This is a genomic window from Cupriavidus sp. FW305-46 (assembly GCF_058787075.1).
Genome location: NZ_JBYSZI010000003.1, coordinates 101,428 through 120,224 on the forward strand (window position 1 = coordinate 101,428; position 18,797 = coordinate 120,224).

The following is an 18,797-nucleotide window of genomic DNA, read 5'->3' on the forward strand; positions in this document are numbered from 1 at the left end:
TGTGCGTGGGTCAAGCTTAGTGGATGGAGCAATCCCTGCACCGAGATCGCGGCTCTGGTCGTGCAAGCGGCACATATTGCGGGCGACCCGTGGCTACGCGCGTGGCGGCGGATGGCGTGCGCCGTGGCGGCCGCCGCGCAAGGCGTCGGCTCGCGCCTGCACCGCCGGGGTATCGAACAGCGCACGTACATCGGCATCGAGCCGGCGCTGCCAGTTGGGATGGACGCTGGTGGTGCCGGGCAGGTTGGGCTGCTCGGCCTCGCCCAGCAGGTCTTCCAGCGGCACCAGGCGCATGGCGGTGCGCGCGGTGCCGAGCCACGCCAGCACGGCATCGAGCGGGGCATCGGCGGGGTCCGGCACGGCGCCGCTGCACAGCCGCGCTGCGCACAGCGCCTGCCAGAGCGCGCCGCGCTCGCGCGCACGGCCGGCCTGCATCGCCGCGAGGGTTTCGCCGGGCGCCAGCAGGTGCAGCCGGTCGCGCCACGCAAGGTCGCGGCCGGCCCACCAGCCGGTGACTGTGGGGAGGTCGTGGGTCGAGGTGGTGGCGATGGCATCGGGCGGCCAGGCTGCGGGAGGCAGGAAGGCGGGCACGGTGTCGGGCGCCGGGGCGGGCACCCGCTGAGCTGCCTCGGCCGCATCCACTGGCGCGCTCTCCTCGCGCTGGAACCACAGCACATCGATGCCCAGCACGCCACGGGCCGACAGCGCCGCATTCAGCTCCGGCGGCACCGTGCCCAGGTTTTCGCCGATGATGATGGCGCGGTGCCGCCATGATTCCAGCGCCACCAGCCGCAACATGTCCTGCAGCGGATAGCGCAGGTAGGCGCCTTCACTGGCCGGGGCACCGGCAGGCACCAGCCACATGCGTGCCAGGCCCAGCACATGGTCGATGCGCAGCCCGCCGGCATGGGCCAGGTTGGCGCGCAGCATCTCCAGGAAGGCCGCGTAGCCGCGGCGGCGCAGCCCGCGCGGCGAGAACACCGCCACGCCCCAGTCCTGCCCGAGCGGGTTGTACAGGTCCGGCGGTGCGCCGGCATGGAAGCCCGCCAGGATTTCCTGTTGCCGCGTCCAGGCCTGGCTGCCGCCAGGGTCGGCCCCCACCGCCAGGTCGGAGACGATGCCGACCGCCATGCCAGCGCCGCGCGCCGCACGCTGCGCGCGTGCCATGCCGTCGGCCGCAATCCATTGCAGGAAAGCGTGGTAGGCGACCTCATCGGCATGGGCCTGTGCAAAGGCCGCCACGGCGGCATCGCCGGGCGCGCGCAGCGTCACCGGCCAGCAGCGCCAGTCAGGCGCGGGGTTGTGGTTCATGCCGTTGGCGCTGTCGGCCAGGCGCTGGGCCTGGATGGCCTCGTAGCAGGCGTGCGCGTGCAAGGCGGTGCCGCCGCGCGCGCGAAAGGCGGCGCAGTCATCGAGCGCCGCGCGCGGCAGCAGCGCATCGCTGCGCTCCCATAGCCACCGCAGGATGGCGTAGCGCAGCGGCGTCAGCTTGACCCAGTCGATCTCGCTGCGGGCTTCCAGCGCTTGCAGCGACGCGCCCGCGCCGAGCGCGGCGACGGCCCAGTCTACCGCGGCCTGCCCGAATTGCACGGCGGGGTCGGCATAGAGCGGATTCAGGAACAGGCGGCTGGACGGCGCATACGGGCTATAGCGCTCGGGCAGCGCGGCAAAGCCGGCGTGCAGCGGGTTGATGGCGACGGCGTCGGCGCTGGCGCCGGCCGCGCTGATGCAGCACTGGGTCAGCGCGCTCAGGTCGCCCAGGCCGCAGGGCGCGCCGCGGCGCAGGCCGTAGAGCTGCACTGCCAGGCCCCAGGGCCGGGTCAGTTCGCCCGCGCGGCCGGCGTGCCGCAGCGCATCGGCAACGCCGTAGCAGCGCGGCGGCGCGATCGCCAGCACGGTGTGCGCATCGCCGAGTTCCAGGCGGTGGTAGCCGCATACGTCGATGGCGGGCAGCAGCATGGTGCCGTCGCTGTCGCGCGCGCTGCCGTCGTTGCCACGCACCGCGGTGCCGGTGACGATGGCGCCGTCTTCCAGCGTCAGCCGGTAGGACCGCTGCGGCAGGGTATGTGGCCACGGCACCGCCACCGGCTTGCCGCGCTCGGCGGTGACCAGCGGCGGCAGTGCATGCGCGGCGTCATCGGAGGCAAGCCATGCGCGCGACGCTTCGCACTGGCCAGTGGTGGCGCAAGGCAGGCCCAGGCCGTCCAGCACGCGCCGCAGTGCGGCGTCGGACACAGTCTGGGGCTGGTTCCAGGCATCCGTCCACCGGGGCAGCAGGCCCGCGCGCAGTGCCAGCGCATGCAGCGGCGTGGGCGTGTCGTGGCGGGTGGCGCGCCGGCTCATGCCTGTGCCTCCTGCGGCGCGCCCAGCGGCGGGCTTTCCTGGGGCGCGCTCTGGCGGCTGCGGGCCTGGGCCGCCAGCAGCACCAGCGAGTGGCCCGCCACCGCCTGGCTGTCGGCGACCGCCTCGCCCGCGAGTTCGGCCTCGGTGGCGTCGGGCCGGCTGCTGTCGAACAGCAGTGTCCAGGCCAGCGTGGGCCCGGGCAGCAGGAAGGAGGCCTCGGCATCGCCGGCGTTGAGCAGCAGCAAGGTTACCTGCACGGCGCCGGCATCGCTCTCTTCGTCCTGCGCCAGCGAGCCCAGCTGCGCACGCTCCGGTTGGGGCGGCGCGGCCGCGCGGCGCAACGCGAGCGTACGGATCTCCGGGTCGGCCCATTCCTCGGGGGTAGGTGGCTTGCCGTCGGTATCGAACCAGGCAATATCGGCAATGCCCTGCGCCGGTTCCTCGCGCCCGTGCGCGAAGCGGTCGCCGGCCAGGGAGTGCAGCCGCCGGCGCAGGGCCAGCACGCGGCGCACCATGTGCTGCAGCGGCTGCGCGCCGGGCGTCTGGGCCTGCTTCCAGTCCAGCCACGAGATCTCGTCGTCCTGGCAGTAGGCGTTGTTGTTGCCTTGCTGGCTGCGGCCCCATTCATCGCCGGCGGTCAGCATCGGCGTGCCCTGCGACAGCAGCAGCGTGGCCATCAGTGCCTGCGCCACGCGCGCGCGGCAGGCCAGGATGGCGGGGTCGTCGGTGGGGCCTTCGATGCTGCCGTCGGGGCTCCAGTTGGCGCTGGCGTTGTCGTCGGTGCCGTCGCGGTTGTCTTCGCCGTTGGCCTCGTTGTGCTTGCTGCTGTAGCTGACCAGGTCGGCCAGCGTGAAGCCGTCGTGCGCGGTGATGAAGTTGATGCTGGCCCAGGGGCGCCGGTGGCGGCGGTCGAAGAGGTCGGCCGAGGCCGCCAGCCGCGCCGCCAGCTCGCCGCGGTGGCCGGCGTCGCCGCGCCAGAAGCGGCGCGCCACGTCGCGGAACTTGTCGTTCCACTCGGCAAAGCCGGGCGGGTGGTTGCCAAGCTGGTAGCCGCCCGGGCCCAGGTCCCACGGCTCGGAGATCAGCTTGACGCGGCTCAGCACCGGATCCTGCATCAGTGCATCGAAAAAGCCCGAGCCCGCATCGAAACCGTTGCCCTCGCGCCCCAGGGTGGTGCCCAGGTCGAAGCGGAAGCCATCGACGTGGTAGCAGTGGACCCAGTAGCGCAACGAGTCCATCACCATCTGCAGCACGCGCGGATGCGACAGGTTGAGCGTATTGCCGCAGCCGGTGTCGTTGATGTAGTGGCGCTCGTCGCCCGGCACCAGCCGGTAGTAGCTGGCGTTGTCCAGCCCGCGCCACGACACCGTCGGTCCCAGCTCGTTGCCCTCGCAGGTATGGTTGTAGACCACGTCCAGGATCACTTCGATGCCGGCCGCGTGCAGGCGCCGCATCGCCACCTTGAACTCCTGCAGTTGCCCGGTGCCCAGGTAGGCGGGCTCCGGCGCGAAGTACGCCATGGTGTTGTAGCCCCAGTAGTTGCGCAGTCCGCGCTCCAGCAGGAAGCGGTCCTGCAGGATGGCGTGGACCGGCAGCAGCTCGACGGTGGTGATGCCGAGCTGCACCAGGTGGTCGATAAAGCGCGGGTCGCACAGCGCGGCGAAGGAACCGCGCAGGTTGGGCAGCAGGTCACCGCGCAGCATCGACAGGCCCCGCAGGTGGGCTTCATAGATGACGGTGGACGGCCACGGCACCGCGGGCGGGCGGTCGTCGCCCCAGTGGAAGCTCTCGTCGACCACCACCGCCTTGGGCATGGTGGGGGCGCTGTCGCGGCGGTCCGGTGTCAGGTCGCCGCGCGCGCTTTGCAGGCGGTAGCCGAACAGCGCATCGGACCAGCGCACCGGGCCGCTCAACTGGCGCGCATACGGGTCCAGCAGCAGCTTGTGCGGGTTGAAGCGGTGGCCGTGCGGGGGATCGTAGGGGCCGTGCGCGCGGTAGCCGTACAGGGTGCCGAGCGCGGCATCGGGCAGGTAGCCGTGCCAGATCTCGTCGGTGCATTCCGGCAGCCGCAGGCGCGCCAGCTCCTTGCGCCCGTTGTCGGAGAACAGGCACAGGTCGATGCGCGAGGCATGGGCCGAGAACACCGCGAAATTGACACCCAGGCCGTCCCAGTGGGCCCCGAGGGGATACGGCTTGCCCGGCAGCAGCCGGTCCGCGAACTGTCGGCTCATGTCGATGCGCCCTGGATGCCGCCACCCGGATCGAAGCGCAGCACCAGCGTGGCCAGCGGCGGCAGCGTCAGCGCGAGCGAAGCCGGCTGCCCGTGCGAAGGCACGTCCACTGCCGCTACCGCGCCGCTGTTGCCGACATTGCTGCCGCCATACACGGCGGCATCGGTATTCAGGCATTCCTGCCAGGCGCCGGCATACGGCACCCCGAGCCGGTAACCATAGCGCGGCACCGGGGTCATGTTGACCACCACCAGCACCACTTCGCGGCTGTATGGGCCCGCGCGGCGCAGCCACGCAAACACGCTGTTATGGTTGTCGTCGCCCACCACCCACTGGAAGCCTTCGGGGCGGTGGTCCAGCGCATGCAGCGCGGGCAGCTCCCGGTAGAGGCGGTTCAGGTCCCGCACCAGCGTGTGCATGCCGCGGTGCATGGGGTGGTCCAGCAAGGCCCAGTCAAGCTCGGCATCGTGGTTCCATTCCTGCCACTGCGCCAGTTCGCCGCCCATGAACAGCAGCTTCTTGCCCGGGTGCGCCCACATGAAGCCGTAGTAGGCGCGCAGGCCGGCAAATCGCTGCCACTCGTCGCCGGGCACTTTGCCGATCATCGAGGCCTTGCCGTGCACCACCTCGTCATGCGACAGCGGCAGCACGAAGGCCTCGGACCACGCATAGACCAGCCCGAAGGTCATGTCCTGGTGGTGCCAGGCGCGATGGACGGGCTCGTGCCCGAGATAATGCAGCGTGTCGTGCATCCAGCCCATGTTCCACTTGAAGTCGAAGCCAAGCCCGCCGCTGGCGACGCTGGCGGTCACGCCGGGCCAGGCGGTGGATTCTTCGGCGATGGTCAGCGCACCGGGGCAGCGTTCGTGGACCACGGCGTTCAGTTCGCGCAGGAAGTCGACGGCTTCCAGGTTTTCCCGGCCGCCGAAGCGGTTCGGCACCCACTGGCCGGGCTCGCGGCTGTAGTCGCGGTAGAGCATGGATGCCACCGCGTCCACGCGCAGGCCGTCGGCGTGGAAGTGCTCCAGCCAGTGCAGCGCGCCGGCCAGCAGGAAGCCGCGCACCTCGTTGCGGCCGAGGTTGTAGATCAGGGTGTTCCAGTCCTGGTGGAAGCCCTCGCGCGGGTCCTCGTGCTCGTACAGCGCGGTGCCGTCGAAGCGCGCCAGCCCGTGCGGATCGGTCGGGAAATGCGCGGGCACCCAGTCCAGGATCACGCCGATGCCGGCCTGGTGGCAGCGGTCGATAAACGCGGCGAAGGCCTGCGGCGGCCCCAGCCGCGCGGTGGGAGCATACAGCGACAGCGGCTGGTAGCCCCACGAGCCGCCAAACGGGTGCTCGGTGATGGGCAGCAGCTCGATATGGGTAAAGCCCAGTTCCTGCACGTACGGCACCAGCCTCTCGGCCAGGATTTCCCAGCCGCGTTGCGGGTCGTTGGCCGCCCGCAGCCACGACAGGGCATGGATTTCATAGACGGACATCGGCGCGGCATAGGCATCGGTGCCGCCGCGGCGCGCCATCCAGTCGGCGTCATGCCAGGCGAAGGGGCGCGCGCCCTGGTCCGGTCCCGCCACCACCGAGGCGGTGGCGGGGGGCGCCTCGGTGGCCAGCGCGAGCGGGTCGGCCTTGTCCGGCAGCTCGGTGCCGTGCGGGTCGAGCAGGTCGTACTTGTAGCGGCTGCCGGGCTGCGCGCCCAGCGCGGCGGGGATGAACAGCTCCCAGATGCCGCTGGGGTGGCGCAGCCGCATCGGGTGCCGCGCCGGGTGCCAGCCGTTGAAGTCAGCGATCACCGAGACCCGCTGCGCGTTCGGCGCCCATACGGCAAAGCGCACGCCGTCGATGCCGTCCACGCGCTGGCACTGCGCGCCCAGGCAGGCGCCCAGCTCGAAGTGGCGGCCCTCGGCGATCAGGTGCAGGTCCAGCTCGCCCAGCAGCAGGCCAAAGGCATAAGGGTCGGCGCTGCACTGCGCGGTGCCGTCGGACCATTGCACGCGCAGCCGGTAATCGGGCGCACTGCCCTTGTATTCGCGCGGCAGCCGCGCGGCGAAGACGCCGCCGCCATGGAGCTGCGCCATCTCCGCCAGTGGCGTGCCGCCGGCATCGGTCAGCTGCACCGACGCCGCCCCTGGCAGGCAGGCGCGCACCAGCGTGCCGTTGCCGTCAGGGTGCGGACCCAGCACCGCAAACGGGTCATGGTGGCGCGCACCAAGCAGGGCCTCGAGCTCGTGGCCCGGCAGCATGCCGGGTTGGGTGCCATGGGCGGGGCTCATGGCTGGTCTCCCGGCGCCAGCACTTTGCGCAGCAGGCGCGCCAGGCCGCTGACCGGCAGGTCGATCCACGCCACGCGGTTGGCGGCTTCGTAGTCGACCTCATAGGCTGCCCGTTCCAGCAGGAACAGGTCCAGCAATGGCTGCAGCTGGCCGGGCGCGACCCAGGGTGTGCCCGAGTCCTGCATGTGCAGGTGGTAGGAGTTCAGGAAGGCTTCGCTGGCGGTGCTGCGGAAGCGCTCCAGCAGCACCGCGCGGCGTTCGGCCAGCTGCGGCGGCAGTTCGCTGTGGGTGCGCTCCTGGCGGTCGGTGCCGACCGTGGCCGCGGCGTAGTCCAGCGAGCGCAGCAGCCCGGCCACATCGCGCAGCGGCGAGGTCTTGCGCCGGCGCCAGTCCAGCGGCAGGCCGGGCTCGCCTTCGAAGTCGACCAGGTAGGTGTCGTTCTGCGCAATCAGCACCTGGCCCAGATGGAAGTCGCCGTGGATGCGTGTCTGCAGGCTGCCCGGCGCGGCAGCGGCGAGCTGTTCGACCAGCGCGGGCAGCGCGTCGCGCGCGGCCAGCAGGGTCTGCACGTCGGCCTCGAAGCCCTGGCGCACCGGTCCCGGCACGGTGGCGGGCGCGGACTCCAGCCGCGTCAGCGCGCGCTGCAGCGCACGCAGGGCTTGCTCGGCCCACGCGCGCGCATCGCCTGCGGTGGCCGGCAGCGGCGCGAAGGCGTCGTCGCCGCTGGGCCGTGCCAGCACCGAATGGAGCTCGGCCAGCCGGCGGCCGAGCGTGCCAGCCAGCGCGGCGTAGCCGTTCATGGCCTCGGCAAACTCGTCCTCGCTCTCCTGCGAGGGCAGCGCGTCATCGATGGCGCGGCCCAGGTAGTCCAGGGTCCAGTCCCAGCCATTGCCCTGGTTCAGGACATAGCCCTGCAGCAGCATCAGCGTATGCGGCACGCCATCCGGTCCGGTGCGCACCACCTCGCCCAGCAGCGGCGCCGCGTGCGCATAGCCCTGCGCGGTCAGGTAGCGCGTCATCTCGGCCTCGGGGTGGATGCCGCCAGAGACCCGGCGCACCATCTTGAGCACGGCGGTGTTGTTGTAGGACAGCGAGCTGTTGGACTGCTCGGCCGACATGTATTCGATCGGGTCGCGCTCCAGTTCCAGCGCGGCCAGGCCGGCTTCGGCGCGGAAGTGGATGATGTCGTTGCCGGCGTGCATCTGCACGTCATTGCGCAGCGCGCGCACCACCTCGCGCGCAAAGGGCTCGACCACGAAACCGTCGGTGGCCAGCCCCACGCGGCTGCCCTGGCGCACGCGCGCCATCGACAGTCCATGTGCCAGCTGCGACACGCTGTCGGCGCTCTCGCGGTCCCACAGGATGCCCAGCGGCAGCTGGTAGCGTTCGGTGCGGCCAGGCAGGGTCACCTCGACCTCGCCCAGGTAGACATCTTCGCCGCTGCTGCCGCGCGCAAATGGCAGCAGGTACGCCGGTTCGATGCGCTCGATGCGCTCGTGCTTGGCGCCGAACCAGCGGCGCCGGCTGATGTAGTGCGGCAGCACGTCGCTGGCCATGATGCGGCGCGAGGCGTCGGTCAGCTCCGGCCGGCTCGTGTTCTGCATCACCAGGGTGATCTGGTCCGGCATCTGCTCGGGTGCTTCCACGTGCCATGACGGGGGCTGCGCCTCGTCACTGAGTACGAACCAGTAGAAGCCATAAGGCGGCAGCGTCAGCAGGTAGGTCAGCGTGCCGATGGCCGGGAACGGCGTGGCGCCCATCATCTCCACCGGCACGCGGCCGTTGAAGGCGGACAGGTCCAGTTCGACGGCCTGCGGCGCGCGCGACAGGTTGGCCACGCACATGATGTGCTCGTCCTCGTATTCGCGCAGGTAGGCCAGGATTTTGCGGTTGCCCGGAAACAGGAAGCGCAGCGTGCCGCGGCCGAAGGCGCGGTGCTTGCGCCGCAGCGCCAGCATGCGCCGCATCCAGTTCAGCAGCGAATGCGGGTCGCGCGCCTGCGCCTCGACGTTGACGGCTTCGTAGCCATACAGCGGGCCCTGCAGCGGCGGCAGCACCAGGCGCTCGGGGTCGGCGTGCGAGAAGCCGCCGTTGCGGTCGGGCGACCACTGCATCGGCGTGCGCACGCCGTCGCGGTCGCCCAGGTGGATGTTGTCGCCCATGCCGATCTCGTCGCCGTAGTAGATCACCGGCGTGCCCGGCATCGAGAACAGCAGGCTGTTCATCAGCTCGATGCGGCGGCGGTCGCGCTCCATCAGCGGCGCCAGCCGGCGGCGGATGCCCAGGTTGATGCGCGCGCGCCGGTCCGTGGCGTAGACCTCCCACAGGTAGTCGCGCTCGCTGCTGGTCACCATCTCCAGCGTCAGTTCGTCATGGTTGCGCAGGAAGATGGCCCACTGGCAGTTGGGCGGCACCTCCGGCGTCTGGCGCATGATGTCGGTGATCGGGAAGCGGTCTTCGCGCGCGATCGCCATGTACATGCGCGGCATCAGCGGGAAGTGGAAGGCCATGTGGCATTCGTCGCCTTCCGGCTCCGGGCCGGTCAGGCCGAAGTACTGCTGCGCGTCCTCGGGCCACATATTGGCTTCTGCCAGCAGCATGCGGCCGGGGAAGCGCGCGTCCAGGTGGGCGCGGATATGGCGGATGACGGCATGGGTCTCGGGCAGGTTCTCGTTGCTGGTGCCTTCGCGCTCGACCAGGTAGGGCACCGCGTCCAGGCGCAGCCCGTCGACGCCCATGTCGAGCCAGTAGCGCATCACCGACAGCACCTCGTTGAGCACCTGCGGGTTGTCGAAGTTCAGGTCCGGCTGGTGCGAGTAGAAGCGGTGCCAGAAGTAGGCGCCGGCCACCGGGTCCCAGCTCCAGTTGGACTTCTCGGTGTCACAGAAGATGATGCGGGTGCCGGCGTAGGCCTGGTCATGGTCCGACCACACGTAGTAGCGCCGCGCCGCCGAGCCGGGTTTGGCGGCGCGCGCGCGCTGGAACCACGGATGCTGGTCGGAGGTGTGATTGATCACCAGCTCGGTGATCACGCGCAGCCCGCGCGCGTGCGCCGCGGCGATAAAGCGGCGCGCCTCGGCCAGCGTGCCGTAGTCGGGGTGGACGTTGCGGTAGTCGGCGATGTCGTAGCCGTCGTCGCGCCGCGGCGACGGATAGAACGGCAGCAGCCAGACCGTGTCCACGCCCAGGTTGACCAGGTAGTCGAGCTTGGCCAGCAACCCGGCAAAATCGCCCACGCCGTCGCCGTTGGCGTCGTAGAAGGACTTGATGTGGAGCTGGTAGATGATCGCGTCCTTGTACCAGAGCGGATCGGCGTTGAGCAGGGCGGCACTGCCGGTTTCGGTAAGGCGTTTCATCCGTGTCTCCACGTATGCCTGTCAGGCGCCGTGCGGGTCGGTCGAGGCCGGCGCCGCGGGTGGGCGGGGGGCGGGACGCTCAAGCGGGCGCACATGCCAGACCGTGAAGGGCAGTTGCGCCGGATCGAGCCGGATGCGCTGGTGCTTGCCGCGCAGCTCGAAGCGCCGGCCGTGCATCAGGTCGTGCACCGCCAGGCCGGCCTGGTCGGGCAGCCCCCATTCCCACAACGGGATTTCGATATCGGCCTCGTGCGCCGTGCGCGGGTCCAGGTTGATCGCGGCCAGCAGCACGTCGTCGCCGAACAGGTAGTCGGTGCCCGGCATGAAGCGCGCGAACCACAGCACGGCGTCGCTACCGGCATGGTAGAAGCGCAGCCCCAGGTGGTTCTGCAGCGCCGGGTGCCCGGCGCGGATCTCGTTGAGCCGTGAGATCTCCGCAACGATATTGCCGGGCTGCTGCCAGTCGCGCACGCGCAGCTGGTATTTCTCGGAATCGAGGTATTCCTCGCGCACCTTGCCGTTCAGCACAAAGGGCGCGCTCTCGCACAGCTCGAAGCCGCTGTACATGCCCCACAGCCCCGACAGCAGCGTGGCCAGCGCCGCGCGGATCAGGAACGCGGGGCGCCCGCCCTGGTGCAGGAAGTAGGGGTTGATGTCAGGGGTGTTGACGAAGAAGTGCGGCCGGAAGAAGTCGCGCAGCGGGCTTTGCGTCAGCTCGGTCAGGTATTCGGTCAGCTCCCACTTGGCATTGCGCCAGGTGAAGTACGTGTACGACTGGCTGAAGCCCAGCTTGGCCAGCCGCGCCATCATCTTGGGCCGGGTGAAGGCCTCGGCCAGGAAGATGGTGTCGGGGTGGCGCGCGCGCACGTCGGCGATCATCCACTCCCAGAACGGCAGCGGCTTGGTGTGCGGGTTGTCGACGCGGAAGATGCGCACGCCCTGGTCGGCCCAGAACATCACCACGTCGCGCAGGGCCTGCCATAGCGCGGCGCCCGCGGGCGGCGCGGCGTAGAAATCGACGTTGACGATGTCCTCGTACTTCTTGGGCGGGTTCTCGGCATAGCGCAGTGAACCGTCGGGGCGGTGCGCAAACCACTCCGGGTGGTCCCTCAGCCACGGATGGTCGGGTGAGCACTGGATGGCAAAGTCGAGCGCCAGCTCCAGGCCATGGGCAGCGGCCGCGTCGCGCAGGCGGCGGAAGTCTTCGAAGGTGCCCAGCTCGGGATGCAGCGCATCGTGGCCGCCTTCCGCGCCGCCGATGGCGTAGGGGCTGCCGTGATCGCCCGGCTCGGCACGCAGGCTGTTATTGCGGCCCTTGCGGTGGGTGCGGCCGATCGGGTGGATCGGCGTGAAGTAGAGCACGTCGAAGCCCATCGCGCGAATCGCGGGCAGCCTGGCGATGACATCGTCGAAGGTGCCGTGGCGGGTCTCGTCGTTGCTTTGCGAACGCGGGAACAGCTCGTACCAGCTGGCGTAGCGCGCGGCCAGGCGATCGGCCTCGACCGGCATGGCCACCGGATGCCGCGAGGCAAACGGGCGCCCCGCCGGGGTTGCCATCACCGCCTGCATCGCGGCCGCGGTGCGTGGCGACAGCAGGATCTCCTGCCGGCGAGCGTCATCGCCGGCAGCGGTGATCAGTTCGTCGACGATGGATGAGAGCTCGGTGTCCGCGGTTGCCGTCCGGCTGTTCTTCCCGCCATTGCCCAGCTTCCCGTTCCTGGCAGGCTGCAGCAGCGCATCGGCCACCAGCCGCGCGCCTTCCTCGATCTCCAGCGCCACGTTGAGGCCGGCCGCGCGCTTCTTGCCGATCTCGTCGAGCCAGCTGGCGAAGGTGTCGCGCCAGGCCTCGACCGTGAATTCATGCCGGCCCAGCGCCACCAGCGGGAAACTGCCTTCCCAGCGGTCGTTGATCACGGGCTGCATCGGCGCCTGGTGCCAGTCAGTCTCGCCCGGCGCACGCCACAACACCGTGGCGGCAAGCTTGTCGTGGCCATCCATCCAGATATCGGCACTGACGGTCACGCGCTCGCCCACCACGCGCCGCACCGCGAAGCGGCCTTCGTTGCAGGCGGGTTCGACGTGCTCGATGGCGATCCGCGGGGCCTCCATCGCCGCCACCACGCTGCCCAGGCCGGTGGCGGCCAGCGTTTCATGGCCGTGCGGCGCGCGCGCGTCGGCTGCCGGCATGCCGGGCCGCGTCAGGGGCACCGGTGGCACTTCATAGAGGCGGATGTCGGCCGGCGCCAGCGTGATGCTGGCCAGCGCATCGAGCCGATAGTTGGCATCGACCGTCCCGCCCGGACCGCCCAGTGACGATTCCAGGTGCGCGCTGGCGTGCGGCAGCGCGCTCAGCACGCGGTCGGCGCCCAGCGTGCCGGGCGCCGCGGGGTCCGGATTGAGCACCACTGCCAGGGCGGGGGCACCGTCCGGTACCTCTGGGTCGCTACGGGTGCCGGCCGCGTCGGGAGCGGGGCAGGCGCCGTCCGGCACCGGCAGCCGTGCCAGCACCGTCAGCGGCGCGTCGGGTCCGCTCAGCAGGCGCACGGCCAGTGCCGGCGCCGGATCGCGCGCAGCCAGCCAGGTATTGGTTTCCAGCAGCTCGTGGGTGATGTCGTACGGCACGCCCTGATGCGGGGCGCCATCCGCGGCCAGCGGGTCGCGTGCCAGCGCGCCGCCGGTCTCGAAGCCGGCCGGCACCAGGATGCCGTCGCCGATCGCCGCGGCGGTCCACAGCGCACGCCGCGCGCTGAGCGCGTCATGGCTTGCCGGCGTCAGCGCGGGGGCGGCCAGCACCCGGCCGAAGGGGCGCAGGCGCGCGATTTCCTCGGTCAGCCAGGGGCTGCGAAAATCCCACCACGGCAGCGAGCAGAACGCGCCGTCGAAGCCGGCGGGCGCCAGCTCATCCAGTTGCGCCGGCGTCAGCCCCGGCGTCCATGCCAGGAAGCATGGCGCACCGCGCGCCTGTGCCGGCACGGCATCGCTGCGCAGCGTAACGGTCAGCGCGGCCCAATGCCTGCCGGGCACGCGTGCCGGCGCACGGCAGCAGAAGCCCGCCGCGCCTGCCGCCCAGGCCTGGCGTAGCCGGGCCGCCCACCACAGCACCAGCGCGTCGGCCGCTTGCTGGTCATGCCAGCGCAGGCGCGCGCCGGGGATGTGGCTGTCGGTCTCGTGTGGGGCGAAGGCTGGGAGCGCACTGTCGATCCAGCCAGGGTCGGGTGCGGGCCCGCTGCCGTCGGCGGGGTCGACCGCATAGCGGTCCAGTGAGATGTCGAGCAGCGGGGCCAGCCCGTGCCGGGCGCAAGCCGCGAAAGCGTCTTCGCCGGGCAGGTGCGGCCAGCCGCCGATCAGTACGTGGTCGAAGCCCAGTGCCGCCACGCGCTGGAGCGCGTGTTCATCGGCATCGGGCGTTCCGGTCAGGTCGATCTGGCAGATCCGCACAAAATCCTCCCGGTGTTTCGCTCCGACGGAGCAACAAAATCCCGGTCCGGCGCCTTGCGGCCGGCCGGCGGGATGGCACAGCCATGCGAAGTGCGTGCCAGCGCGCCCGGCCAGTCTCCAATTGCGCGCCCAGCCAAGGCACCTCAAGGGCAAGCGCCGCGGCATCTCATGTGCGCGATGCCTTACTGCTTGTAAAAACTACCGGCGCGCCCCGTGCCGATGGAAAGAACGCGCAGGGCAATGGGGCCGATGCGAGCGCGGTGTCCAGCCGGTACGCTTCTTGCCGCTCTCTGGCAGCGCGTGTTGTTCCCGGCACGGTGGGAAGGCCGCGGAAGGAGGCGCATGGACTGGTGGCTGGAGGCAGCGCAATGGCCTGCGATGGTGGTGACGGTGGTGGCCACCTGGCTGGTCGGCTCACGCCGGAGCGCGCGCCGGCGCGCCGGCTTCTGGGTCTTCCTTGCCAGCAACGTGCTGTGGATTGCCTGGGGCTGGCACGGCGGCGCCAAGGCGCTGGTGGTCCTGCAGCTGGCGCTGATCGCGATGAACCTGCGCGGCATGCGCGAGGCCCGCAAGGCGTGGCCGCCCGCCTCGCAGCGCGCGCTTGCGGCCACTGGCGGCGCGCGGAACGAGCCGCTATCCTTGCACGAGCCCGGTGTGCGGCGCACGTCCGGCGCGAGCGAGCAACCGCCGGCGGCAGCCGGCCCCGATCGGTGACTTCACGGGTCCGCGCGCGGACCAGGGCAGGTGTGTCATGGCGAAGAAGAAGATCCTGTTGCTCAATGCGCTGATCGCGGCATCGCGCGAAGGCGAGCTTGGCTGCCGCGGCGCAGCGCTGGCCGCGGCCAATCCCCACCTGAAATCGCTGCTCACCAGCCGCGCCAATGCGTTTGCGCAAGCGGCGCGGGAGCTGCAGGCGTGCCTGCTTGACCTGGGGCAGCTGCCCGACATGACGGCAGCCCCGGCTGCGTCGGCCGGAAGCGCGATCGGCAAGCACGGCTCGGACCGGTCCATCCTGCAGGAGGTCAGCAAGCGCGAGCACGCCGTGCAGCGGCGCTATGCGCGGGCCCTGCGCACGCAGGTGCTGGGCACGCGCCTGCGCGCCGTGGTGCGCCGCCAGTACCGTGGGGCGCAGGTCAGCCACGAGCTGTTTCGCGTGCTGCAGCAGCAGTACCGGACGCCGCAGGCAAGCCCGTAGCCGCCGGCCGAGACCGCATTTCTTACAAGGCAACGAATGAATTGCACGCGCGGTCGGCCGCCACGCAGGGCGCCGCGCGCAATGCATGCCCCCCGGGGATGGCGCTCATCTTGCATGTCTGCGGGACATGCATCCCGTACGGAGACCGTCATGCCCGAGCACCCGCCCAAGCCAGCCCGGCCATCGCAGGATGCGCCGCGTGCGCCGCGCCATCCCGGCAACCCGGAAGATGTGCGCAAGGGCCAGGTGACCACCCCCCTGGCGCGCGACACGTTCCGCCAGCGCTTTCTTGCGCGCTTCGCGGATCCCGCATACCGGCAGGAGGATGAGGCGCTGGACCGCCTCGAACACATCGCCTGGGATGCCTATCAGGAAGGCCGCAAGGCACCCCGCACGCATAAGGCCGGGCCCGGCTATGCCGATCCGGACTACGAGCTCTCCGACGAGTGGCGCGCCGCCAGCGAGGCCGTGCGGAGCGCACAGGAGCGCCAGGCCGATCCCGCCACGCCGTCGCGCGTGCTGCTGGTGTGCGCCGCGGCGCGCAACGACTACACCTGCCCGGGCGAGATATCGAAATCCTGGCGCCTGGCCGCGCGCGCACGGGAACGGCTGGAGGCGGACGGCATCGAGGTCGACCTGCTCGACCTGAGCCTCCTCGCTTCGGATGCCGACCTGCGCATCCATCCGTGCAAGGCGTGCGTGTCGACGGCAATGCCGTTGTGCCACTGGCCGTGCAGCTGCTATCCCAACCATGCGCTGGGCCAGGTCAACGACTGGATGAATGAAATCTATCCGCGCTGGGCGGCCTGCCACGGCGTGCTGATCGTGACGCCGGTGTACTGGTACCAGGCCGCCAGCCCGCTGAAGCTGATGATGGACCGGCTGGTCTGTGCCGACGGCGGCAATCCCGATCCCACCAGCACGCATGGCAAGGACGTGGTGCGCGCCAAGGCGATGGAGCTGTCCGGCTGGGACTATCCCAAGCACCTGTCCGGGCGCGCCTACGGGCTGGTGGTGCACGGCGACGTGGCCGGCACCGAGGGCGTGCGCCGCGCGCTGGCCGACTGGCTCGACTGGATGGGCCTGATCGACGCGGGCCCGCAGGCGCGGCTGGACCGGTATATCGGCTACTACGAGCCCTATGCCACCAGCCACGTGGCACTGGACCAAGACACTGGCGTGCAGAGCGAAGTGGACAACGTGGCGCGCGCGCTGGCGTGCGCGGTGCGGCAGTTGCGCAAGGGCGAACTGCGCGCGCCGGACCGCGGGCTGGTGCCGCCGCGGCAGAAGTAGCGGGACGCAGACTGATTGACGAATCGGGGCAAGCGGAGACGACGATGGATCGCAGAGACAACTGGCGCGGCCAGCCATGGCACGAGAGCGCGGTGCCTGAAGCCGATATGCGCAGTCACTACGTGGGCGCCTACGGGGTCTACGACTATGACGAGCCGGTGGACCCGGACGAGTCTGGCGGGCGCCGCGGGGCCTGGGAATGGCGCCCGGAGCGCTTGCCGCCGGACGCGCCGGCGCCGCGCGCCCGGGGCCAGGCCGATCCTTACCGCCAGTTCACCGGCTACAACGAGCGCATGGATCTCTACCGGGGCGGGCCGCAGCGGGCGCGTCCGGTGGGGCCGCGCAACTACCAGCGCACGGACGAGCGCATTCTCGAAGACCTGTGCGAGCAGCTCTCGCGCAGCGCGCGGCTGGACCTCAACGATGTCGAAGTCCGGGTCGAGCAGGGCGTGGTGACGCTGGAGGGCAGTGTGCCGGACCGGCTGCAGAAGTACCGGATCGAGGATATTGCCGACGAGGTTTTCGGCGTGAAGGATCTGGTCAACCACTTGCACGTGGCGCGCACTGGCGCAGCGCAAGCGCATCCGGGCCACGGCATGCGTACCTACTGAGGCGTTGTTCCCACGGACGGGAGAGTGCGCGCATGACCGGTTCCCCGAACCCAGCCAATCCCCGTGGCAATGCCGCGACTGCAGCGGATATCGCGCTGCAGGCGGCCTTGTGCTCGCGCCTGTGGGACGCCGGCCTCGACGTGAGCGAGGTGGCCGTGGACGTGGCGCAAGGCCGCGTGACGCTGCGCGGCGCGATCGGCGCGCAGGCCGATTGCGATGCAGTCGAAGCCTGCGTCCGCGGCTGTGACGGCGTGCGCGAGATCGTCAATCGCATCCAGGTTGCGCCGGACCGCACCGGCGGATGAGCTTCCGTACAAGCGACCAGGCGGCCACTTCAGAGCCCGTAAGGCCAGGTCTCCGGCGCGCCCGGCGCGGGCTCCGCCGGCAGCGCCGGGACCGCGCGCGTACGGTCGAACCACAACAGCAGATCGAATTGCCGCGGCAGCGTGGCGCGCGCATAGTGGCTCTGCAGTTCGGTCTCGGGGCGGTAGATCACCCCGATAAAGCGCTCCTGCCGGGCCGGCATCAGCAGCTGACGCACATCGGCCAGCACGCCGCCGTTGGCGGCGCCGGATGGGCCGCGCAGGTCGACCCAGGCTTGCGCATGGCCGGCCGCATGGAACAGGTGCTCGTAGCTGTCGGCACGGGCAGGGCGCACTTGCTTGATTTCCATCGGGCCGTCCCACGATGTCGCCGCGGCGACGGTGCCGTCGTAAGTGCTGAAGCCAACCAGCGCGGCGGCGTCGCCGAAGGACTCGCGGCACAGCTGGCCGATATTCAGCTGCCCCTGGCTGGCGCCCATCTCGGTCTGCGAAGCATCCCCGATATGCGAGTTGTGCGCCCATACCACCGCGCGCGCTTGCGGGCCATGCGCCTGCAGCAGATGCGCCAGGGTTTCAAACATATGTGTGTCGCGCAGGTTCCAGCTGTCGTCGCTGCCGTGATACATCACGCGGTAGTAGCGCTCGGCTGAAGCGACCAGGCGCGCGTTCTGCGCGGCATCGAGAAAGTCCTCGTGGCCCGCCCGGGCATAGGCCAGCCGCTTGTCCAGCAGCGCCTGCAACTGTGCGACGACGGCATCCTCGCAGTCGGCATGCGTGCCGTGCAGCACGGCACGCCCATAGCGCGCCGGATCCCTGCCCCACGGTTCCAGGCAGCCATAGCGCTCGCGCGCCGCTCGGGCGGCCTGTGGATCTACGCCCTCCAGGTAGGCCAGCACTGCAGCCATGGAAGCGCGCAGGCTGTAGATATCGAGGCCGAAGAATCCAGTGCGCTGCGCAGGCGCCAGGGTTTCATTGTGCGTGTGCAGCCAGCGGATAAAGCGCGCCACCTCCAGGTTGCGCCACATCCAGACCGGGAAGCGTGTAAAGGCTGCGCCGGGTGATTCGGCCGGCTGTGGCGGGCGGCCGCGCACGTGGCGGTCGACTGCCGCGGCATCTGGCCAGTCTGCCTCGACCGCGATGATGCGGAATCCGTGCCGGGCCACCAGGTGCGCCGTCAGCGCGGCGCGGGCATGATAGAACTCGGCGGTGCCATGCGTGCTCTCGCCCAGCAGCACCACGCGGTGTCGGGCCAGCAAATCGGCCAGCACGCCGGTGGCATTGGCAAACGGACCGCGGAACGGGCTTGCCGCCGGGTCGTCGATGGGCGGCAACGGAACCGCCGCGGCCGCAATCGCGGCGGCGGCGCGGGGGTCAGCCCGGTGGTGTGGCATGTCGCATCGGTATCCGGGATAACAGCGCCGGAGTCCTCAGCGGGGCCTGACCCGTGGCCGGGATCAGCCCGGAATGGTGCGCGGATCGTGGCCGAAACTGCTGCGCGAGCGGATCTGGCCGTCGCGGCCGTGGATCAGCAGCTCGACATGCTCGCTCTGCGCCTTCGTGGTGCCGGCCGCAACTGCTTCTTCCTGGGTGGCGTGGTGCGATTCTGCATAGCGCGCACCCTCGTGGATCACATCCCAGCCTTCGTCGTGCGGTACGACGTGTATGTTGCTGCCCATGGTGGGTCTCCTCGATGATCGATGCTTTCATTGTGGCGCATCTGTGCGCGCTGTCTATCCGGCG

12 protein-coding genes are annotated in these 18,797 nt (G+C 70.5%); 5 read left to right on the forward strand and 7 right to left on the reverse strand.

Features of this window, described 5'->3' with window-relative positions; all coding sequences use genetic code 11:
- Positions 1 to 93: 93 nt before the first annotated feature.
- From malQ to AC3WON_RS02445, 5 genes are read right to left on the reverse strand one after another with little or no spacing between them, the layout of a single operon-like run.
- Entirely contained in the window at positions 94 to 2,343 is a 2,250-nt protein-coding gene (gene malQ / locus AC3WON_RS02425; protein WP_492351056.1) for a 4-alpha-glucanotransferase, read from the reverse strand.
- Complete coding sequence (gene glgX, locus AC3WON_RS02430) at positions 2,340 to 4,574, reverse strand: glycogen debranching protein GlgX (protein ID WP_492351057.1); 2,235 nt, start codon at positions 4,572 to 4,574, stop codon at positions 2,340 to 2,342. Before glgX ends, malQ begins: the two co-directional genes overlap by 4 nt.
- Positions 4,571 to 6,841: a 1,4-alpha-glucan branching protein GlgB gene (gene glgB / locus AC3WON_RS02435; protein ID WP_492351058.1), complete on the reverse strand. Its 2,271-nt coding sequence runs from the start codon at positions 6,839 to 6,841 to the stop codon at positions 4,571 to 4,573. Before glgB ends, glgX begins: the two co-directional genes overlap by 4 nt.
- Positions 6,838 to 10,197, reverse strand: a complete 3,360-nt coding sequence (gene treS / locus AC3WON_RS02440) for a maltose alpha-D-glucosyltransferase (protein WP_492351059.1) — start codon at positions 10,195 to 10,197, stop codon at positions 6,838 to 6,840. The genes glgB and treS overlap by 4 nt, the downstream gene beginning before the upstream one ends.
- A gap of 21 nt (positions 10,198 to 10,218) precedes the next feature.
- Complete coding sequence (locus AC3WON_RS02445) at positions 10,219 to 13,635, reverse strand: maltotransferase domain-containing protein (protein WP_492351060.1); 3,417 nt, start codon at positions 13,633 to 13,635, stop codon at positions 10,219 to 10,221.
- Positions 13,636 to 13,977: 342 nt separating this feature from the next.
- Here AC3WON_RS02445 and AC3WON_RS02450 point away from each other — a divergent pair, with 342 nt between their 5' ends.
- The 5 genes from AC3WON_RS02450 to AC3WON_RS02470 all read left to right on the forward strand — a co-directional run bounded on the left by AC3WON_RS02450 (position 13,978) and on the right by AC3WON_RS02470 (position 17,039).
- The gene (locus AC3WON_RS02450; protein ID WP_492316895.1) at positions 13,978 to 14,349 is read left to right on the forward strand and encodes a hypothetical protein; all 372 of its coding nucleotides are present in this window, start codon (positions 13,978 to 13,980) and stop codon (positions 14,347 to 14,349) included.
- Positions 14,350 to 14,386: 37 nt separating this feature from the next.
- The gene (locus AC3WON_RS02455; RefSeq protein ID WP_492351061.1) at positions 14,387 to 14,830 is read left to right on the forward strand and encodes a PA2169 family four-helix-bundle protein; all 444 of its coding nucleotides are present in this window, start codon (positions 14,387 to 14,389) and stop codon (positions 14,828 to 14,830) included.
- 150 nt (positions 14,831 to 14,980) lie between these two features.
- On the forward strand, positions 14,981 to 16,123 hold the full coding sequence (locus tag AC3WON_RS02460; protein WP_492351062.1) for a flavodoxin family protein: 1,143 nt from the start codon (positions 14,981 to 14,983) through the stop codon (positions 16,121 to 16,123).
- A gap of 44 nt (positions 16,124 to 16,167) precedes the next feature.
- Positions 16,168 to 16,734 carry a BON domain-containing protein gene (locus tag AC3WON_RS02465; RefSeq protein ID WP_492316898.1) on the forward strand — a complete coding sequence of 189 codons (567 nt, stop codon included), beginning with the start codon at positions 16,168 to 16,170 and terminating at the stop codon, positions 16,732 to 16,734.
- A gap of 32 nt (positions 16,735 to 16,766) precedes the next feature.
- A complete protein-coding gene (locus AC3WON_RS02470) occupies positions 16,767 to 17,039 on the forward strand; it encodes a BON domain-containing protein (protein WP_492316899.1) in 273 nt (90 codons plus the stop codon).
- Between the two features lie 29 nt (positions 17,040 to 17,068).
- Here AC3WON_RS02470 and AC3WON_RS02475 read toward each other — a convergent pair whose 3' ends face one another.
- Both AC3WON_RS02475 and AC3WON_RS02480 read right to left on the reverse strand, forming a co-directional pair.
- Positions 17,069 to 18,448: an erythromycin esterase family protein gene (locus AC3WON_RS02475; protein WP_492316900.1), complete on the reverse strand. Its 1,380-nt coding sequence runs from the start codon at positions 18,446 to 18,448 to the stop codon at positions 17,069 to 17,071.
- A gap of 63 nt (positions 18,449 to 18,511) precedes the next feature.
- Positions 18,512 to 18,733, reverse strand: coding sequence for a DUF2188 domain-containing protein (locus AC3WON_RS02480; RefSeq protein WP_010814536.1), 222 nt, complete (start codon positions 18,731 to 18,733; stop codon positions 18,512 to 18,514).
- Positions 18,734 to 18,797: the final 64 nt, after the last annotated feature.